Below are 17,441 nucleotides of genomic sequence, written 5' to 3'. Positions count from 1 at the left end.
CATGGCAGCAACACCCACCCCATCAACACCCACCGCGTCAACACCCACCGACAAGACGAGCACTCTCGACGATGTCATCGGCGAGCTGCGCGACGGGATGACGATCGGCATCGGCGGCTGGGGGTCGCGGCGCAAGCCGATGGCACTCGTCCGGGCGTTGGCCCGCTCGGCGGTGACCGATTTGACCATCGTCACCTACGGTGGACCCGATCTCGGATTGCTGTGCGCCGCAGGCAAAGTCCGACGCGTCTACTACGGCTTCGTCTCCCTGGACTCCGCCCCGTTCTACGATCCGTGGTTCGCCCACGCCCGCACCACCGGCGCCATCGAGGCACGCGAGATGGACGAGGGCATGGTCAAGTGCGGTCTGCAGGCCGCCGCGGCCCGGTTGCCGTTCCTGCCGATCCGGGCCGGACTCGGTTCCGACGTGCCGGCATTCTGGGAGGGTGAGCTCAAGACCGTCGAGTCCCCGTATCCCGACCCCGACGGCCGCACGCAGACGCTCATCGCGATGCCCGCCCTGCGACTCGACGCAGCCTTCGTCCACCTCGATCTCGCCGATGCCCGCGGCAACGCCGCCTACACCGGTGTCGACCCGTACATGGACGACCTGTTCTGTGCCGCCGCAACGCGCCGATATCTGGAGACCGATCAGCTCGTCGACACCGAGGTGCTCGTCAAATCCGTTCCCACCCAGCGTCTTCTGCTCAACAGGATGAATGTCGACCGGGTGGTGCATACCCCGAATGGGGCGCACTTTTCTTTCGCGGGGGACTACGGTCGCGACGAGGCGTTCCAACGGTTCTACGTCGAGCAGGCCAAGGACGCCGACACGTGGGCCGCGTTCCGCGCGCGCTTCCTCGACGTCGACGAACCCACCTATCAGCGCGAGGTTGTCGCCTGGCGTGCCGAACAGGAGGACCGCAAGTGACCACAGCGACCACCGGGGTCACCCGGGCCGAGTACTGCGTCGTCTCCTGCGCCGAGATCTTCCGTGGCGCAGGCGAGATCATGGCGTCGCCGATGGCGCCGATCCCGCTACTCGGGGCCCGTTTGGCGCGGCTGAGCTTCGCGCCCGATCTGCTCATCACCGATGGGGAGGCGTTGATCCTCGCCGACACACCGGGCATCGGCAAAACGGGCGCCATCGAGGGGTGGATGCCGTTCTCCAAGGTGTTCGACGTCGTGGCCTCGGGCCGGCGCCATGTGGTGATGGGCGCCAACCAGATCGATCGTTTCGGTAACCAGAACCTGTCGGCGTTCGGCCCGTTGCAACACCCGACCCGACAGATGTTCGGCGCCCGTGGCGCTCCCGGCAACACCATCAACCATCCGACGAGCTACTGGGTCCCACGGCATTCGGCACGCGTGTTCGTCGACGCCGTCGACATCGTTTGCGGACTCGGCTTCGACAAGGTCGACCCCGACAACCCCGCCTTCGACGACGTCGACATCGCGCGCGTCGTCACCAATCTCGGTGTCTTCGACTTCGGCGGGCCCGACCACACGATGCGTGCACTGTCGCTGCACCCCGGGGTGAGTGCCGAGGAGGTCGCGGAGAACACCTCCTTCGAGATCGACGGACTCGCCGAGGCCCCGACAACGCGGGAACCCTCCGACGAGGAACTCGGCCTGATCCGGGATGTGCTCGATCCCAAGGGTGTTCGCGCCAAAGAGGTGCGGTGAGATGACCGGCGATGAGAGGACCGGCTCTGACACAACGGGTGCTGGGCGCGCCGCGCCCCTGCCGACGAGCTTCACCGACCTCGTCGGCGTCGAGTACCCGATCGTGCAAACCGGGATGGGCTGGGTGTCGGGGCCGTCGCTGACGTCGGCAACGGCCAACGCCGGCGGTCTGGGAATCCTCGCGTCGGCAACGATGACCTACGACGAACTCGAGGCGGCCATCGCCAAGACGAAAGCGTTGACCGACAAGCCCTTCGGGGTCAATATCCGCGCCGACGCCACCGACGCACCGCAGCGGATCGACCTGCTGATCCGCGAGGGCGTCAAGGTCGCCTCGTTCGCGCTGGCGCCCAAGAAGGAGCTGATCGCCAAGCTCAAAGAGCATGGTGTGGTGGTGATCCCGTCGATCGGCGCGGCCAAGCACGCGGTGAAGGTGGCCTCCTGGGGCGCCGACGCGGTGATCGTGCAGGGTGGCGAGGGCGGCGGACACACCGGACCGGTGGCCACCACGTTGCTGCTGCCGTCGGTACTCGATGCCCTCGCGGAGAACGGATCCGACATGCCGGTGGTGGCGGCCGGCGGATTCTTCGACGGCCGCGGACTCGCCGCCGCTCTGGCGTATGGCGCACAGGGGGTGGCGATGGGGACGCGGTTCCTGCTGACCTCGGATTCGGCGGTGCCCGACGCCGTCAAGCAGGAGTATCTGGCCCGTGGCCTCGGCGACACGGTGGTGTCGGTGAAGGTCGACGGGATGCCGCATCGGGTCTTGCGTACCCCGCTCGTCGAGGCACTGGAGAGCGGTAGCGCCGTCAAAGCCCTTGTCGCCGCGGCCCGTAACGCCAACGAGTTCAAGCAGCTGACCGGGATGCGCTGGACGACGATGCTGCGCGACGGCCGCGCCATGCGACGCTCCGGAGAACGCACCTGGCAGCAGATCATCATGGCAGGCAACACCCCGATGTTGTTGCGCGCGGGACTCGTCGAGGGCGACACCCGCGCGGGCGTCCTCGCCTCGGGTCAGGTCGTCGGCATGATCGACGATCTGCCCAGCTGCGACGAGTTGATCCAGTCGATCATGATGCAGGCCCACGAGCGGCTGCACGCACTCGCCGCGCCGGTCAGCGCAGTGTGAGGAGTGTTCGCGTAACGAGATCGGCGACGATGCCGCGACGCGAGGAGTGCGGCTCATCGCGGTCGAGACCTTGGGTGTGGCTGTAGACCACTCCCTCCAGGACGGTCACCAACCGCCGGGCCGCCACGTGCGGCTGCGCGGACCCCAGCGACTGCATCAGCCCCGCGGCAGCGTCCTCGGAGAAGAAGCAGCGGCGCAGGCGCCCACGGACGTCGTCTCCGATTCCGGCGTCGAGTAACAGTGCCTGGCGCGCGGTCACCTCGGCCACGCGGTCGGTGACGAGTTCGGTGACGTAGTCGCTGATCACCTCGACCGGATTGGTCTGTCCGGCGGACAGTTCGAGCGTGCCGCGGAACCGCTCACGGGAGATGGTGATCAGCCGGTCGGCGGCGGCCAGCAAGAGCGCTTCGCGAGTGCGGAAGTAATACGAGGTCGATCCCTTCGGTAAGTCGAGCCGACGATCGATCGCCTGATGGGTGAGCGCGTGTGTTCCCCCGGACGCCGCGAGTTCCAGCGCGGCATCGGCGATTCGTGGGCGACGGTCGGGACGGGGCACACATCACATGATAGCCAGACTCTACGATGATAGAGTTTGGGAATGTTCGGTCGTCGAAAGCAGTCCGCGCCGCTGGTGGGTGACGACGTTGTCGTCGAGGCCGCGACCCGGGCCGGCTTTCGACTCGATCCAACCCAACTCGTTGCTGCACAGCATCTCTCGGGCCGTGATCATCTCTATCTCTCCGGGCCGGTAGGTCGAGGGAAGACGTGGCTTGTCGACACCTACCTCGGCGCACTGCCCCCGAAGTGGGTACGGCGGCTGCATTGGCACGAGTTCGGACGTGATCTCGATGCGTTGATCAAAGACCGCGGCGTCGAGGGAGCGCTGGCGACGATCACGTCGGGTGTCCGGGTCCTGTGTTTCGATGAATTGACCGTCGACGACCGCGCCGACGGGATCTACGTCGACGCGGTGATCCGGCGAGCGATCGAGCGCGACATCCGCCTGATCATCACGTCCAATCATCGACCTTCTGATCTTATGCCCCACCCGTTACTCCACGCCTCCTTCCTGCCGACCATCGACTTCATCGAAACACACTGTATGGCGGTAGAACTCGACGGCGGTACGGACTACCGCACGATTCGCCGTCCGAACCCGCGCCGCGACCACGGCTTCGCCGGCGGTCTGTGGATCACCGTGAACGGCACACCAACACAACGGGTCTCGCAGTCCACGTCGGTCAACGGACGAACCATCTCCGTGTGGGACTCGACTCGCGACCATCTCGGGGTGACGTTCGGGGAGATCTGTGGCCGCCCGCTCGGTGCCGCCGACTATCTTCGCCTTGCTCACCGATACCGTTCGTGGACCGTCAGCGGCGTGCCCGGTCTGGCCACAACCGACCGCCAGAGTGCCCGTCGCTTCGTCCACCTCGTCGACATCCTCTATGACCAGGAGGCGGAACTGAACATCGAGTGTGCGCTCGACAGAACAGAATTCGCCCTTTGCGCCGCTCTGGATCCCATGTCGCGGGCCCGCGTGACGAGCAGACTGTCAACGCTCGGCGAGTCTGCCGCCTTGTGACTCCCACTCCGCGTACAACTCGTCGAGCAACGCGCCGATCTCCTCCACGGTGTCCCAGGTGTCGGGTACGCGGTAGTCGTTGTCGTACCGGGCCATCAACTCGGTGCCGGGTAACGCCCGGAGATACGCGTCGTAGCACTGCTCGGCGAAGAGATTTCCGCGCGGAGTGAGGTTGTTGACGTTGATCTGCGAGACGAAGTGTGTCGCCACGAACCCGGTAGGACGGTCGGTTTCAGAGGTGGCGTCGGCGATCGCGTCGGCATGGTCGTCGGCGGGCACCAACCCGCGTCTGCACGCCCAGCCCATGAAGGCCGCGATGTGGATGGCGCCCGCGGACTCATCGAGGCCGAGGTCGATCACCGAATCCGTGTGCCACTCGGCATCGTCATAGGTCACGACGGTCAGCGTAGGGTGCGGAGCCCGACCCGCCCAGCCATGTCGACCGGACGACGGACCGAGCCGAGAAAATCCCGCAGACCCGCGGAATAACTGCGGACCACGGTCCGGTTACATCCGGTATGAGTTCTCACATCGCCATTTTCGGAGGCACCGGGTACGCCGGTGGTCACATCGCCGCAGAGGCCGTTCGCCGCGGCCATCAGGTCACCTCGTACAGCCGCTCCGGCGCACCCGCAGACCCCGTCGACGGCGTGACCTACGACGTCGGATCGCTCGCCGACGCCGACTTGGTGAATCGTGTCGCCGAGACCGCCGACGTCGTGGTGATCGCGGTACACGGTGCCGATGTGGATGGGAAGCCTCTCGTCGATCTGATTCCTTCGGTGACCGCGGCGGCGCTCGCGCACAACACACGCGTCGGTGTGGTCGGAGGAGCGGGTAGTTCGTTGGTGGCCGAGGGCGGTCCACGGCTGGTCGACACCCCCGACTTCAACGACGAATGGAAGCCCGAGGCGCTGGCCCACGCGGATGTACTCGACGCACTACGCGCCGGCCCCGAAGAGCTCGACTGGTTCTATGTCTCCCCCGCCGCCCTGTTCGGGTCCTGGGCACCCGGTGAGACCACCGGTAGCTATCGCACCGACGATGATCTCCTGGTGACCAAGGACGACGGCAGCTCGGAGATCTCGGGTACCGACTACGCTCGCTCCTTCGTCGACGAGATCGAGCAGCGCGCGCATGTCCGGAAGCGGTTCACCACCGGACACTGACGACCTTACCGGCGACACCGCCGGTGGCCGGTTGCACCGAGTGCCGAACCGACGAGGACCCGAAACGCCCAGGCACGATGCCGGTGTAGCATCCGAACCGATTTGCCGCATCGGCGGCAACTCGGTCGACGCCAGAGGGGGCTCGCGTGTCCGGACATCTCACCGAGAAGGTCATCATCATCACCGGTGCTGCAAGCGGCTTCGGCGCGCTCATCGCCGAGAAATGTGCGGCCGGCGGCGCGCGGGTCGTCGGGGTCGACGTCAACGAGGCGGGCCTCGGAGCCGTCATCGACGGCATCCGCGACGCCGGCGGGCAGGCACTGGCGATCGGCGCCGACGTCACCGATCTCGCCCAGATGCGCGATGTGGCAACACAAACCGTCGCGGAGTTCGGGGCTGTCGACGTCATCGTCAACAATGCCGGCGTGATGCCGCTGGCGTTCTTCGCCGACCACGAGCGGGCCGCCGACCGTTGGCATCGGGCCATCGACATCAACATCAAAGGCGTGCTCAACGGCATCTCGGCGGTCTACGACCAGATGATCGAGCAGGGTCGAGGCCATGTCGTGAACATCTCGTCGATCTACGGCAACGCGGGCGTCGCCGGGTCCGGGGTGTACAGCGCGACCAAGGCGGCGGTCAACGCGCTGTCGGATTCGCTGCGCATCGAGACCAAGGGCAGGATCAAGGTCACCACGGTGCGCCCCACCGGCGTCGCCGGAACCAACCTGGCCAGCTGGATCGTCAACGGCGCAGCCATCTTCGGGATGGTCGGGCAACGCGCGGCACAGTACGCCGAGCACACCAAGCAGATGATCGCGGGCACGCTGCCCGACGAGCTCACCGACCCCGACTCCGCCGAGTACTGGTTGATCACACCCGACGAACTCGCCGACGCCGTCGTCCATGTGATCGATCAACCTTGGGGCATCAGCCTTTCCGACGTCACCGTGCGCGCGAGTGGCGAGGACTACCTGTACTGACGCCCCGCTACCCCGCGATCGAGTTGTGCTCGACGCGCAGGTCCTTCTTGAGGATCTTGCCGCTCGGGTTCTTCGGCAGGGCATCGGCGAACACGATGTATTTCGGCCGCTTGTATCCGGCGAGGATCGGCTCGAGATGGGCTGCAACGGCCTCTTCGGTGAGGGTCACGCCATCTTTCGGGACGACGACGGCGGTGACCGCCTCGATCCACTTCGGGTGTGGCACACCGAAGACCGCGACCTCGGCCACCCCGTCGAGCAGATAGATGGCTTCCTCGACCTCACGTGAGGCGACGTTCTCCCCACCGGTCTTGATCATGTCCTTCTTGCGGTCGACCACCGAGAGGTAGCCGTCGGCGTCGATGATGCCGAGGTCGCCGGAGTGGAACCATCCGTTGCGGAATGCCGCTGCGGTCTTCTCCTCGTCCTGGTAATAGCCCAGCGCCGCATGGGGACTGCGGTGCACGATCTCGCCGACCTCCCCCACCGGTACCGGATTGTCGTCGTCGTCGACGACCTTGGTCTCGACGTTCAATGATGCCCGCCCGGCCGACCCGGCGCGGTCGATCTGCTCATGCGGCTGCAGAATGGTTGCCAGCGGCGACATCTCGGTCTGGCCGTAGAAGTTCCACAACAACACCTCGGGCAATCGGCGCGACACCTCGCGCAGGATCTCCACCGGCATCGGTGAGGCGCCGTAATACCCCTTGCGCAACGACGACAGGTCGCGCGTGTCGAAGTCGGGGTGACGCAGCAGCGAGATCCAGACCGTCGGCGGGCAGAAAAGTTTGGTGACACGCGCGGACTCGATGGTCGCCAGGATCGTCGCCGGATCGGGCGCGGGCAGGATGATGCTGGTCGCCCCGAGGTAGATGTCGGTGGAGAAGAAGCAGTCGAGTTGCGCGCAGTGATACATCGGCAGCGAGTGGATCTCGACGTCATCACCCGACATGCCGCCGTCGACGATGCACGAAACATACTGCGTGATCAGCGATTTGCTGGAGAGCAGCACACCCTTGGGCCGGGACTCGGTGCCGGAGGTGTACATCATCCGAACCGGCTCGTCGTCGCCGACGACGATGCCGGGAGCAGTCACGTCGCCGGTGGTCATCCATGCGGTGGCGTCCTCCCACCCGTCGGCAGGCGCGGCACCGGACAACGCGATCCATCCGCGGATGTCGACCGCGGCGGCGGCGAGGTCGATCGCCGCGATGACCGTCGGCCCGAGAGCATCCTCGACGACGAGGCCGCGTGCCCCGCTGTGGGTCAGGATGAACGCGATCTCCTCGGCGCCGAGCCCGAAGTTGATCGGCACCAGGATCACCCCGAGGCGGGCGGTCGCGAAGTTGAGAACGCCGAACTGCCAGCAGTTGTGACTGATCAGCGCCAACCGGTCTCCGCGTTGCAGACCGCGCGCGGCCAGGGTGTTGGCGCACCGGTTCACCGCGGAATCGAACTCGGCGAACGTCAGTTCCGTGTCCCCGTCGATGATCGCGATCTTGTCGGGGCTGCGCTGGGCGCTGCGATGCAGCAACGCGCCGATCGAATGCTCGCGCGCCGTCCGGATCGCGGCGTCGGTCGATTCGCTGAATTCCGATCCCATCACTGCCTCCGTTGCCCGCGGGGTGTCGTCGACCTCACAAATTACTAGGTCGTCCAACCATGCGGAACCGCCCGCCACCCATCCGCTCCGTTGTTGGCACATATTGATCGATTCGTTTCTTTGAGGCAGAATCCTGTCGGTGACCCACAGCCTCGCCGGCCTGCGCCGGATCGCCGTCGAACTCCGCGCCACGGGCCGGCTCGCCCGCGCCGGCATCCTGCCCGGCCCGACCGAACTACCCAGGTCGCTTCGCGCCGCTCGAGCCGGCGGTGGAGCGATGCTGACCGAGGTGCTCGCCGCCCGGTTCGGCGACTCGGTCGCCGTCGTCGACCGCGGGGTTCCGCTGACCTACCGTGACCTCGCCACCGCCACCCGCCGGTGGATCACGGTGTTGCGTGACCTCGACACCACCCGCGAACGCCCGACCGTCGGCATCATGTGCCGCAACAGTGCGCAGCTGGTGATCGCCCTGCTCGGAGCACTCGCCGGCGGTGTTCGGGTGGTCTTTCTCAACACCGACATGGGTTCCACGCAGCTGACGACCATATGCGAGCGCGAGCACATCGATCTGTTGCTCCACGACGACGAATTCACCGGTCGGCTGTCGGAGCTCACGGGAGTGCGCACCATCCGCACCGAAGACCTCGACTCGGTGCTCGCCGCCGCCGACGATTCCATTCCCCCACGCGCGCATGGCAATCCCGAGCTGGTCATCCTCACCTCCGGAACCTCCGGCGTGCCCCGCGGCGCAGCCCGCAGCAGTTCTCCGCTGACCATGCTCTCGACGCTGGCCGGACTGCTGGAGAAGATCCCGCTGCGTCGATCCGACGTGATCTACCTGGCGCCGCCGGCATTTCACGGATGGGGCCTGATCGCCACCCTCACCGGACTGCTCGCCGGGGCCACCCTCGTCTTCGACGGGCGGTTCTCCGCCGAGCGTGCCGTGGCAACGATGCTTGCCGAGAACTGCACCGCCTTCGTCGCGGTACCGACGATGCTGAAGCGGATCATGGATCTCGACGACGCAGTGCTGCAACCACTATCCGGTCGTCTGCGCATCCTCGGGTCGGGCGGCGCGCGACTCGACCCCGATCTCGTCACCGCCGTCACCGAACGGTTCGGCCCGGTGTTGCACAACCTCTACGGCGCCACCGAGGTCTCCTACATCACCATCGCCACCCCCGCCGACCTCGCGCACGACCCGTCCTGCGCCGGGTCCGCTCCGCTCGGTGTCCGGGTGGCGATCCTCATCGACGGCATGCCCGTCGGACCCGGACGGGTCGGCGATATCTACGTCCGCACCGGAGCCCAGATGCGTTCGTATACCGATGGAAGCTCCAAACACAGCGTCGACGGCATGGTCGCCACCGGCGACACGGGTTACCTCGACGGCGCCGGCCGCTTGTACGTCCGCGGTCGATCGGACTCCATGATCGTCTCCGGCGGTGAGAACGTCTACCCCGAAGAGGTCGAACTCGCACTGCACCGTCACCCCGGTGTCGCCGACGCCACGGTCTTCACCGTGGACGACGCCGATTTCGGTCAACGGCTCTCGGCGGTGGTCGCCCGCCGCGCGGGCCACGACGTCGACGACACCGCCCTCAAGGAACACATCGGCCGGGAGCTGTCGCGCTCACGTGTCCCGCGCGACATCGTCTTCGTCGACGAGATCGCCCGCACCGCAACCGGAAAGGTCACCCGCGCCTGGCTCGACGAGGTGACCGCCGGCAACTCACACGTCGGCTGAGACCGTCATCGTCCACCCCGCCGCGGCGTTGCGCCGCGTCCAGAAGTCGACGTAGGTGCCACCGCGCGCCAACGGTTCGTCGCGCCGTCCGATGTCAGACCCGCGCGGTCTGCACCGGCCCGTCGAGCAGCAGGCCCGACCCAGTTCCACGATTCCCACGAACGGGACGACCGTTGCCGCCGAGGCGATCACCTCGTTAACGCGGACAGCCAGCCGGAAGCAAGGGTTACCTAAGTCAAGGAGATCTCAGCGCGGCAGGATGCCGTCGAGGACCACCGACAAGTATTGGTCGGCGATCTGCTCCACGCTCAACGATCCGCCCGGCCGATACCAGCGGACCGCCACCCACACCGTGTCACGCAGGAAGCGGTAGACGAGTTCGACGTCGAGGTCGGCGCGGAACTCACCATCGGCGACCCCACGCGCCAGCACCGAATGCCACAGCCCGCGAAACTCTTCATTGCGGTCGCCGATATAGGAGAAACGATCTTGCGGGGCAAGGCGCTTGGCCTCGTCCTGATAGATGGCCACAGCATGGTGATCGGCGTCGATGGACTCGAATGAGGCAATCACCAACTGCCGCAACGTCTCGGCGGCCGACAGACCGGCGTCGGCGATCTGCCGATAGCGGGCGAACAAGGCGTCGAGGAAACCCCGCAGGATCTCGTCGACCATCGACTCCTTGGAATCGAAGTGATGATAGAGACTCCCCGAGAGAATGCCTGCGGCATCGGCGATGTCACGCACGGTCGTCGACCGCAGACCCTGCTCCGCGAACATCCGACTCGCCGTCGTCAGCAGTTCGTCGCGTCGGGAAGTTCCGTTACGTGGCGCCACCCCCGTACCCTAGCAAGCGCTTGGGTACGGGGGTGGCTCCCGTGAGAGGATTCAGCGCTTGCGCACCTTCTTCTGCGCTCGCGCATTGAGCTTGGTCCACAGCTTCAGCTGTCCGTTGGCCATCTTCTTGTCGCGATTGGTGAACGGCGGCGACATCATCTCGGCAACGGTGAACGGCATCGTCGAGAACGCCACGGCGCGTGCATGACTGAAGGTCTCGAAGCCGGTCTTGCCGTGGTAGCTGCCCATCCCACTACGCCCGATGCCACCGAACGGCAGTTCGGCACCGAACATGTGCAGGGCGAAGTCGTTTCCGTTGATCGATCCGCTGCGGGTGTTGTCGGCCAGCCGTGCGAAGTTGTCGTTGTCGTCGCCGCACCAGTACATCGTCAGCGGGTGCGGATGGCCGGCGATGTAACTGATCGCCTCGGTGAGATCCCGGTACGGGTAGACCGTCAGCACCGGACCGAAGACCTCGTCCTCGGTGATCTTCATCCCCGACTTGACCCCGGTGAGCAGGGTCGGCGGGATCTTGCGACGCTCGGCCGACGGCAGCGGTTCACCACCGGGGATGACCTGTCGCTTCTCGGCACCGAGTGAGACCGCGTCGTCGATCAGCCCGATGATGCGCTCGTAGTTCTTCTGGTTGATCGTCGAGGTGTACTCGGGATTGTCGTAGATCGTCGCGAAGTTGGCGGTCCAGCGGGCCATCACCTTGTCGGTGAACTCGCCGAGTTTGGCCTCCGGCACGAAGACGTAGTCGGGGCACAGGCAGACCTGACCGCCGTTGACCATCCGGGCGTCGGCGAGCATCTTTGCCGCCTTGTCGATGTCGGCGGAGACGTCGACGACGGCCGGGTTCTTGCCGCCGAGCTCGAGGGTGACCGGCACAAGGTTCTTTGCGGCCTCCTGGGCCACCGAGGAACCGACCTCGGGCGAACCGGTGAAGAACATGTGGTCGACCTTGAGTTTCGCGAAATCCGATCCCGACCCGTGCTTGGGCGTGATGACCGCGAGTTCCTCGATCGAGAAGTAGTCGGGGGCGTACTTGGCGATCACGCCGGTGGTGCGCGCGGTGATCGACGACGGTCTCATCAGCACCCGGTTGCCGGCCGCGAACGCCGACGCCGCGGGCACGAAGGTCAGCTGCAGCGGGAAATTCCAGGGGCCCATGATGCCGACCACGCCCAGCGGATCGTGACGCACCCGCTGCTTGAAGCCGAGGGCTCCCTGCACGCGCGCCGAGACCGAATCGGCCATCCACTCCTTGACCCCGCGGCGCTGGTGGGTGAGGTCGATCATGCAGCCCGCGACGTCCGCGGCGATGCTCAGTTCCCTTGGCCGCGAACCGAAGTCAACGGTCAGCGCCTCGGCGATCTCGTCACCGTGATCGAGCAGCAGCGACGACAGCCTGGTGATGCGGTCGATGCGGGTCGCCGCGTCCGGGATACCGTCCCGCAGGAACGCCGCACGCTGGATCTCGAGCAGTTCGGTCATCGAATGCGCCTCCGACGAGACACGTCCCTCGATCTTGCTGGTCACGTCAGCAGGTTTGGTCATTCGCCACCCTCCCAAGGTCGAGCGGCGTCTCGCGACCGTCGCTGAGACGTTTACGCTCGCTCGTTCCTCCATAGTATGCGTCACGTCACAGTGATGTGGCTACACGTGTTCCCAGATCCCTCGCGACAGCACTCGTCATATCGCCGACAGCGCTCGATTTTGCGCCCACAGCGCTCGAGTTTGCGCCGATAGCGCTCGCCATGGCGTCGACGGCGCTCGGCAAAGCGCTACCGGCATCGTGGCGGGCGGTGTCGGCGAGTTGACGGGTCAGCCCAGCCGCTCGATGATGGTCACGTTGGCCGTGCCACCGCCCTCGCACATCGTCTGCAGCCCGTACCGGCCGCCGGTGCGTTCGAGTTCGTTCAGCAGGGTGGCGAAGAGTTTGGCACCGGTCGCACCGAGCGGATGGCCGAGGGCGATGGCACCGCCGTTGGGGTTGACCTTCGCCGGGTCGGCGCCGGTCTCCTTGAGCCAGGCCAGCACCACCGACGCGAACGCCTCGTTGATCTCGATGACGTCGATGTCGTCGATGGACAGGCCCGTCTTGTCCAGCGCGTACGCGGTTGCGGGGATCGGCGCGGACAGCATCATGACCGGGTCGTCGCCGCGCACCGAGAGGTGATGGATGCGGGCCCGCGGGGTCAGCCCGTAGTCGGTCAGCGCCTTCTCGGACACCACCAGCGCGGCCGATGCGCCGTCGGAGATCTGCGAGGCGACGGCGGCCGTCAGGCGCGATCCTTGCGCCAACGGTGCGAGCCCGGCCATCTTCTCCAGCGATGTCTGGCGCGGACATTCGTCGACGACGCAGTCACCGAGCGGCGCGAGCTCGTTGTCGAAATGACCCGCGGCGATGGCCTGTGCCGCGCGCTGATGTGACTGCAGCGCCCACGCCTCCATGTCCTCACGGCTGATGTCCCAGCGCACTGCCATCGCATCCGCGCCCGCGAACTGCGAGATCTCGGCGTCACCGAAGCGCTCCCGCCACCCGGCGGATTCGGCTGTCGGCGTGGTGAATCCGAACTCCTGACCGGCGATCATGGCCTGACTGATCGGGATGGCGCTCATGTTCTGCACACCGCCGGCGAGCACCACGTCCTGGGTACCGCTCATCACGCCCTGCGCGGCGAAATGGATCGCCTGCTGCGAGGATCCGCATTGCCGGTCGACGGTGGTGCCCGGGATGGCGAGCGGCCCACCGGCGGCGAGCCACGCGGTGCGGGCGATGTTGCCCGCCTGTGGCCCGATGGCGTCGACGCAACCGAAGACGACGTCGTCGACGATCATCGGGTCGATGCCGGTGCGCTCGAGGATCGCGGTGATGACGTGGGCGCCGAGATCGGCGGGATGGGTCTTGGCCAGCGAGCCGTTACGCTTGCCGACCGGTGTGCGGACGACGTCGACGATGTAGGCCTGGGGTGACATCAGTTCTCCTGGTGGGTGATCGGGGTCAGGCTCGCTGGCTGGAGATCGAGACGACCTCGCCGGTGAGATAGGTGGTGTAGTCGCTGGCGAGCATCGCGATGGTGGCCGCGACCTCCCAGACCTCTGCGGCACGTCCGTAGGCTTCGTGCGCGGCGAGCTCGTCGAGCAGTTCGTCGCTGGTGACCTTCGCCAGGAAGGGATGTTTGGCTATCGACGGCGCGACCGCATTGATGCGCACCCCAAAGTCGGCGGCTTCGACTGCGGCACAACGGGTCAGTGCCATCACACCGGCCTTGGCGGCGGCGTAGTGGGCTTGTCCGCGTTGGGCGCGCCAGCCCAGTACCGAGGCGTTGTTGACGATGACGCCGCCGTGTTCCACGGCCCGGAAGTAGCGCAGGGCAGCACGAGTGGCGCGGAAGGTGCCGTTGAGGGTGATGTCGACGACGCGGTCCCACTGTTCGTCGGTCATGTCGGCGACCGGCGTCTCACCGCCGAGTCCGGCGTTGTTGACCAGGACGTCGATGCGGCCGAGTTCGTCTGCGGCACGGGTGATCAGCGCATCGACCTGCGCGGTGTCGGAGACGTCGCAGGTTGCCTGTGCGACCGTCCGGTCACCGAACTCCGCGGACAGTTTCTGGGCGGCCTCGCCGAGCCGGCGTTCGTGCCAGTCGCTGATGAGAACATCGGCACCTTCGAGCAGTGCCCTTCTGGCGGTGGCGAATCCGATGCCGGTTCCCGCGGCCGCGGTGACCACGACCTTGCGTCCCGACAGGAGTCCGTGCCCGGGCGTCTCCGTCGGTGGGTCGGCCAACGGTGAACGACGGTTCTCGGTGTCCGGGATGGTCATGCACGGGCCTCTCGGGGTAGGCCGAGCACACGCTCGGCGATGATGTTGCGCTGCACCTCGTTCGAGCCGCCGTAGATGGTGTCGGCGCGAGTGAACAGGTACAGCCGTTGCCATTCGTCGAGTTCGACGTGTTCGGGATCGGTGAGGTCGTTGAACGCACCCTCGGCGGTCGTGGCGGGTCCGATCAACGCCGACGCTCCGCGCACGGCCATTCCCAGCTCGCCGAGATCGCGATGCCAGTTGGACCACAAGAGTTTTCCGACCGAGTCGGCACCGGGAACGCCGTCGAGCACCGCCGGCGCATGGGCTCGCATCACGCGCAGGCCGATACCGGCGCGCGCGATGCGGGTGGCGATCTCGGGATTGTCGAGGGCACCGTTGCTGCGCGCGAGATCGGTGACCGCGTCGAGTTCACGTGCGAAACCGACCTGCTGTCCGAGGGTGGAGACGCCGCGCTCGAATTGCAGCAGTCCCATGGCGACCTTCCATCCGTCACCGGGCTCGCCGACGATGTTGTCGGCATCGGTGACCGCATCGTCGAAGAACACCTCGTTGAATTCCGATGTGCCGGTGAGCTGTTGGATGGGCCGGACGGTGACGCCCTCCTGATCGAGGGGGACGAGCAGAAAGCTCAGCCCCTTGTGCCGCGTCGAGCCCGGCTCGGTGCGACAGAGCACGAACGCCCACTGTGCGACGTGCGCCAAGGACGTCCAGATCTTCTGCCCGTTGATCTGCCACCGTCCGTCGGCCGGACTCGCCGTGGTCGCCACGCCCGCGAGATCCGAGCCGGCACCCGGCTCGGAGTAGCCCTGTGCCCAGAGTTCGGTCACGTCGACGATGCCGGGCAGGAATCGCTGTTTCTGCTCGTCGGTCCCGAATTCGATGAGCGTCGGACCGAGAAGCTCTTCGCCGAGATGGTTGACCCGGGCGGGCGCATCGGCGCGCGCGTACTCCTCGTGGAAGATGATGCGCTGGGCCAGCGTGGCACCGCGGCCGCCGTAGCGCGTCGGCCAGCCCAAACACGTCCATCCGGCGCGCGCGAGGTGACGATCCCACTCGAGGCGCTCGGTGAAGAACTCGTGTTCACTGCCGGGACCGCCCCGACCTCGCAACGACGCGAAGCTCCCGGCGAGGTTCTCCTCGAGCCACCCCCGGACCGCCACGGCGAACTCCGCGTCGGCGTCGGGCGTCCGAGCTGCCCATTCACCGAGATCCAGGGATCTGTCGGCGAGATCGATCGAGGTCATGGCCGCTAGCATAACCTACCAAGCAAGTGCTAGGTTGGGGAGCATGGAGAGCGTCTCGACGACCCCGTCCGCGCTGCGTCGGGCGGCCCGCGAGTGGCCGGATCGTCTCGCCCTCGTCGATACCCAGTGGAGCAGTCCGGTCGAGTACTCGTGGTCACAATTGCATGATCGGGTCGTCGATACGGCCGCCGCCCTGATCGCGTCGGGGGTGGAGCACGGGGATCGGGTGGCGGTGTGGTCACCCAACAGCCATCACTGGCCGGTTGCGGCACTGGGCATCCATTACGCCGGTGCGGTGCTCGTACCGCTCAACACCCGCTACACCGCCGGCGAGGCCGTCGACGTGATCGAGCGGGCAGGGGTGCGTGCCGTCGTCGTCTCCGGCGAGTTCCTCGGAGCCGATCACGCTGCCGAACTCATGACCACCCATCGCGATGCGATGCCGGACCTCGTGGTGCGGATTGGCTTGTCGGACAAGGGCGCGGCGCCCGACGGCGCACTCGACTGGAGCGATTTCCTCGACCGTGCCACCGACGAGACCCGCGCGCAGGCCCGTGCGCGCGCCGACGCCGTCACCCCCGACGACCTCTCCGACATCCTGTTCACCTCGGGTACCACCGGCACATCCAAAGGCGTGCTGGCCGAACATCAGCAGACCGTCGCGGGTTCACACGCGTGGGGCGCCAACGGCCGCCTGTCCCCCGACGACCGCTATCTCATGGTGAACCCGTACTTCCACACCTTCGGCTACAAGGCGGGCATCCTGCCGTGCGTGCTGTTCGGGTCGGCGATGTTCCCGCAAGCCGTGTATTCGCCCGCCGAGGCGATGAAGCAGGTTGCTGCGCAACGGATCACCGTCTTCCCGGGAGCGCCGACGATCTTCCAGACCATCCTCGACGACCCCGCTCGCGAGAGCCTCGATCTCTCGTCACTACGGCTGGTGGTGACCGGTGCGGCGATCGTTCCGGTCGTCCTCGTCGAACGCATCCAGCGTGACCTCGGCGTCGACACCGTCATCACCGCCTACGGGCTGACCGAGGCCAGCGGGTTCGTCTCCACCTGCACCCCGGACGACGATGACGAAACCGTCGCAAGCACCTGCGGGCGCGCTTTCGACGGCATGGAGATCGCGGTGTCGGAGCAGGGTGAGGTACTCGCGCGCGGAAAGATGGTCATGCGCGGCTACCTCGACAACCCCCAGGCGAAGGCCGAGACGATCGACGCCGACGGCTGGCTGCACACCGGCGACATCGGCACCATCGACGAACGCGGTAATCTGCGGATCACCGACCGCCTCAAGGACATGTACATCTGCGGCGGCTTCAACGTCTACCCGGCCGAGGTCGAACAGACCCTCGCCCGCCTCGACGGCGTCACCGAATCCGCCGTGATCGGCGTCCCCGACGACCGACTGGGTGAGGTGGGCCGGGCCTATCTCACCGTCCGCGACGGCGCCGACCTCGACGAAGACCGTGTGATCGCCTACGCCCGCGAACATCTGGCGAACTTCAAGGTGCCGCGGTCGGTGGTCTTCCTCGACGCCTTCCCGCGCAACGCGGCCGGGAAGATCCTCAAGCGCGAGTTGGGGTGAAGGTTCTTCCCCTAGCTTTCGGTTCTTCCCCT

General features: G+C 66.6%; 16 protein-coding genes. 8 read left to right on the top strand and 8 right to left on the bottom strand.

The features are described 5' to 3' along the window. Position 1 precedes the first annotated feature (1 nt). From GOPIP_RS21705 to GOPIP_RS21695, 3 genes are read left to right on the top strand one after another with little or no spacing between them, the layout of a single operon-like run. Positions 2 to 931, top strand: coding sequence for a CoA transferase subunit A (locus GOPIP_RS21705; RefSeq protein WP_006371955.1), 930 nt, complete (start codon positions 2 to 4; stop codon positions 929 to 931). Beyond that, entirely contained in the window at positions 928 to 1,686 is a 759-nt protein-coding gene (locus tag GOPIP_RS21700; RefSeq protein ID WP_006371954.1) for a CoA-transferase subunit beta, read from the top strand. Before GOPIP_RS21705 ends, GOPIP_RS21700 begins: the two co-directional genes overlap by 4 nt. A gap of 1 nt (position 1,687) precedes the next feature. Next, positions 1,688 to 2,818, top strand: a complete 1,131-nt coding sequence (locus tag GOPIP_RS21695) for an NAD(P)H-dependent flavin oxidoreductase (RefSeq protein WP_006371953.1) — start codon at positions 1,688 to 1,690, stop codon at positions 2,816 to 2,818. Here GOPIP_RS21695 and GOPIP_RS21690 read toward each other — a convergent pair. Then, positions 2,805 to 3,374: a TetR/AcrR family transcriptional regulator gene (locus tag GOPIP_RS21690; protein ID WP_006371952.1), complete on the bottom strand. Its 570-nt coding sequence runs from the start codon at positions 3,372 to 3,374 to the stop codon at positions 2,805 to 2,807. The genes GOPIP_RS21695 and GOPIP_RS21690 overlap by 14 nt on opposite strands. A gap of 42 nt (positions 3,375 to 3,416) precedes the next feature. Between GOPIP_RS21690 and zapE the strand changes: the two genes are divergently transcribed. After that, positions 3,417 to 4,403: a cell division protein ZapE gene (gene zapE / locus GOPIP_RS21685; RefSeq protein ID WP_006371951.1), complete on the top strand. Its 987-nt coding sequence runs from the start codon at positions 3,417 to 3,419 to the stop codon at positions 4,401 to 4,403. Here the strand turns inward: zapE and GOPIP_RS21680 are convergent. Then, on the bottom strand, positions 4,374 to 4,799 hold the full coding sequence (locus GOPIP_RS21680) for a DUF7832 domain-containing protein (RefSeq protein ID WP_006371950.1): 426 nt from the start codon (positions 4,797 to 4,799) through the stop codon (positions 4,374 to 4,376). The genes zapE and GOPIP_RS21680 overlap by 30 nt on opposite strands. A 122-nt stretch (positions 4,800 to 4,921) precedes the next feature. Here GOPIP_RS21680 and GOPIP_RS21675 point away from each other — a divergent pair, with 122 nt between their 5' ends. Next, positions 4,922 to 5,572 (top strand): NAD(P)-dependent oxidoreductase, encoded by a 651-nt coding sequence (locus tag GOPIP_RS21675; RefSeq protein ID WP_006371949.1) that lies wholly within the window; start codon positions 4,922 to 4,924, stop codon positions 5,570 to 5,572. 146 nt (positions 5,573 to 5,718) lie between these two features. After that, positions 5,719 to 6,555 (top strand): SDR family oxidoreductase, encoded by an 837-nt coding sequence (locus tag GOPIP_RS21670; RefSeq protein WP_006371948.1) that lies wholly within the window; start codon positions 5,719 to 5,721, stop codon positions 6,553 to 6,555. A gap of 7 nt (positions 6,556 to 6,562) precedes the next feature. Here GOPIP_RS21670 and GOPIP_RS21665 read toward each other — a convergent pair whose 3' ends face one another. Beyond that, complete coding sequence (locus tag GOPIP_RS21665) at positions 6,563 to 8,158, bottom strand: acyl-CoA synthetase (RefSeq protein WP_006371947.1); 1,596 nt, start codon at positions 8,156 to 8,158, stop codon at positions 6,563 to 6,565. 139 nt (positions 8,159 to 8,297) lie between these two features. On the opposite strand from GOPIP_RS21665, the gene GOPIP_RS21660 reads away from it, so the two are divergent. Beyond that, on the top strand, positions 8,298 to 9,905 hold the full coding sequence (locus GOPIP_RS21660; protein WP_006371946.1) for an AMP-binding protein: 1,608 nt from the start codon (positions 8,298 to 8,300) through the stop codon (positions 9,903 to 9,905). 246 nt (positions 9,906 to 10,151) lie between these two features. Here GOPIP_RS21660 and GOPIP_RS21650 read toward each other — a convergent pair whose 3' ends face one another. From GOPIP_RS21650 to GOPIP_RS21630, 5 genes are all read right to left on the bottom strand, one after another. Beyond that, entirely contained in the window at positions 10,152 to 10,742 is a 591-nt protein-coding gene (locus tag GOPIP_RS21650; protein ID WP_014361540.1) for a TetR/AcrR family transcriptional regulator, read from the bottom strand. 51 nt (positions 10,743 to 10,793) lie between these two features. Then, entirely contained in the window at positions 10,794 to 12,302 is a 1,509-nt protein-coding gene (locus GOPIP_RS21645) for an aldehyde dehydrogenase family protein (RefSeq protein WP_006371944.1), read from the bottom strand. A 267-nt stretch (positions 12,303 to 12,569) separates the two neighbouring features. Further along, positions 12,570 to 13,727 (bottom strand): acetyl-CoA C-acetyltransferase, encoded by a 1,158-nt coding sequence (locus GOPIP_RS21640; protein ID WP_026919854.1) that lies wholly within the window; start codon positions 13,725 to 13,727, stop codon positions 12,570 to 12,572. 22 nt (positions 13,728 to 13,749) lie between these two features. Further along, positions 13,750 to 14,571: an SDR family oxidoreductase gene (locus GOPIP_RS21635; protein WP_006371942.1), complete on the bottom strand. Its 822-nt coding sequence runs from the start codon at positions 14,569 to 14,571 to the stop codon at positions 13,750 to 13,752. Further along, positions 14,568 to 15,818: an acyl-CoA dehydrogenase family protein gene (locus tag GOPIP_RS21630; protein WP_006371941.1), complete on the bottom strand. Its 1,251-nt coding sequence runs from the start codon at positions 15,816 to 15,818 to the stop codon at positions 14,568 to 14,570. The genes GOPIP_RS21635 and GOPIP_RS21630 overlap by 4 nt, the downstream gene beginning before the upstream one ends. Before the next feature lie 43 nt (positions 15,819 to 15,861). Between GOPIP_RS21630 and GOPIP_RS21625 the strand changes: the two genes are divergently transcribed. Next, positions 15,862 to 17,409, top strand: a complete 1,548-nt coding sequence (locus GOPIP_RS21625; RefSeq protein WP_006371940.1) for a FadD3 family acyl-CoA ligase — start codon at positions 15,862 to 15,864, stop codon at positions 17,407 to 17,409. The last annotated feature ends 32 nt before the right edge of the window (positions 17,410 to 17,441 follow it).

It is taken from the genome of Gordonia polyisoprenivorans NBRC 16320 = JCM 10675, assembly GCF_000241325.1.
GTDB classification, from domain to species: Bacteria; Actinomycetota; Actinomycetes; order Mycobacteriales; family Mycobacteriaceae; genus Gordonia; species Gordonia polyisoprenivorans.
Note: the sequence above shows the minus strand (reverse complement) of the source record. Positions and strands in the feature narration are given on the sequence as shown.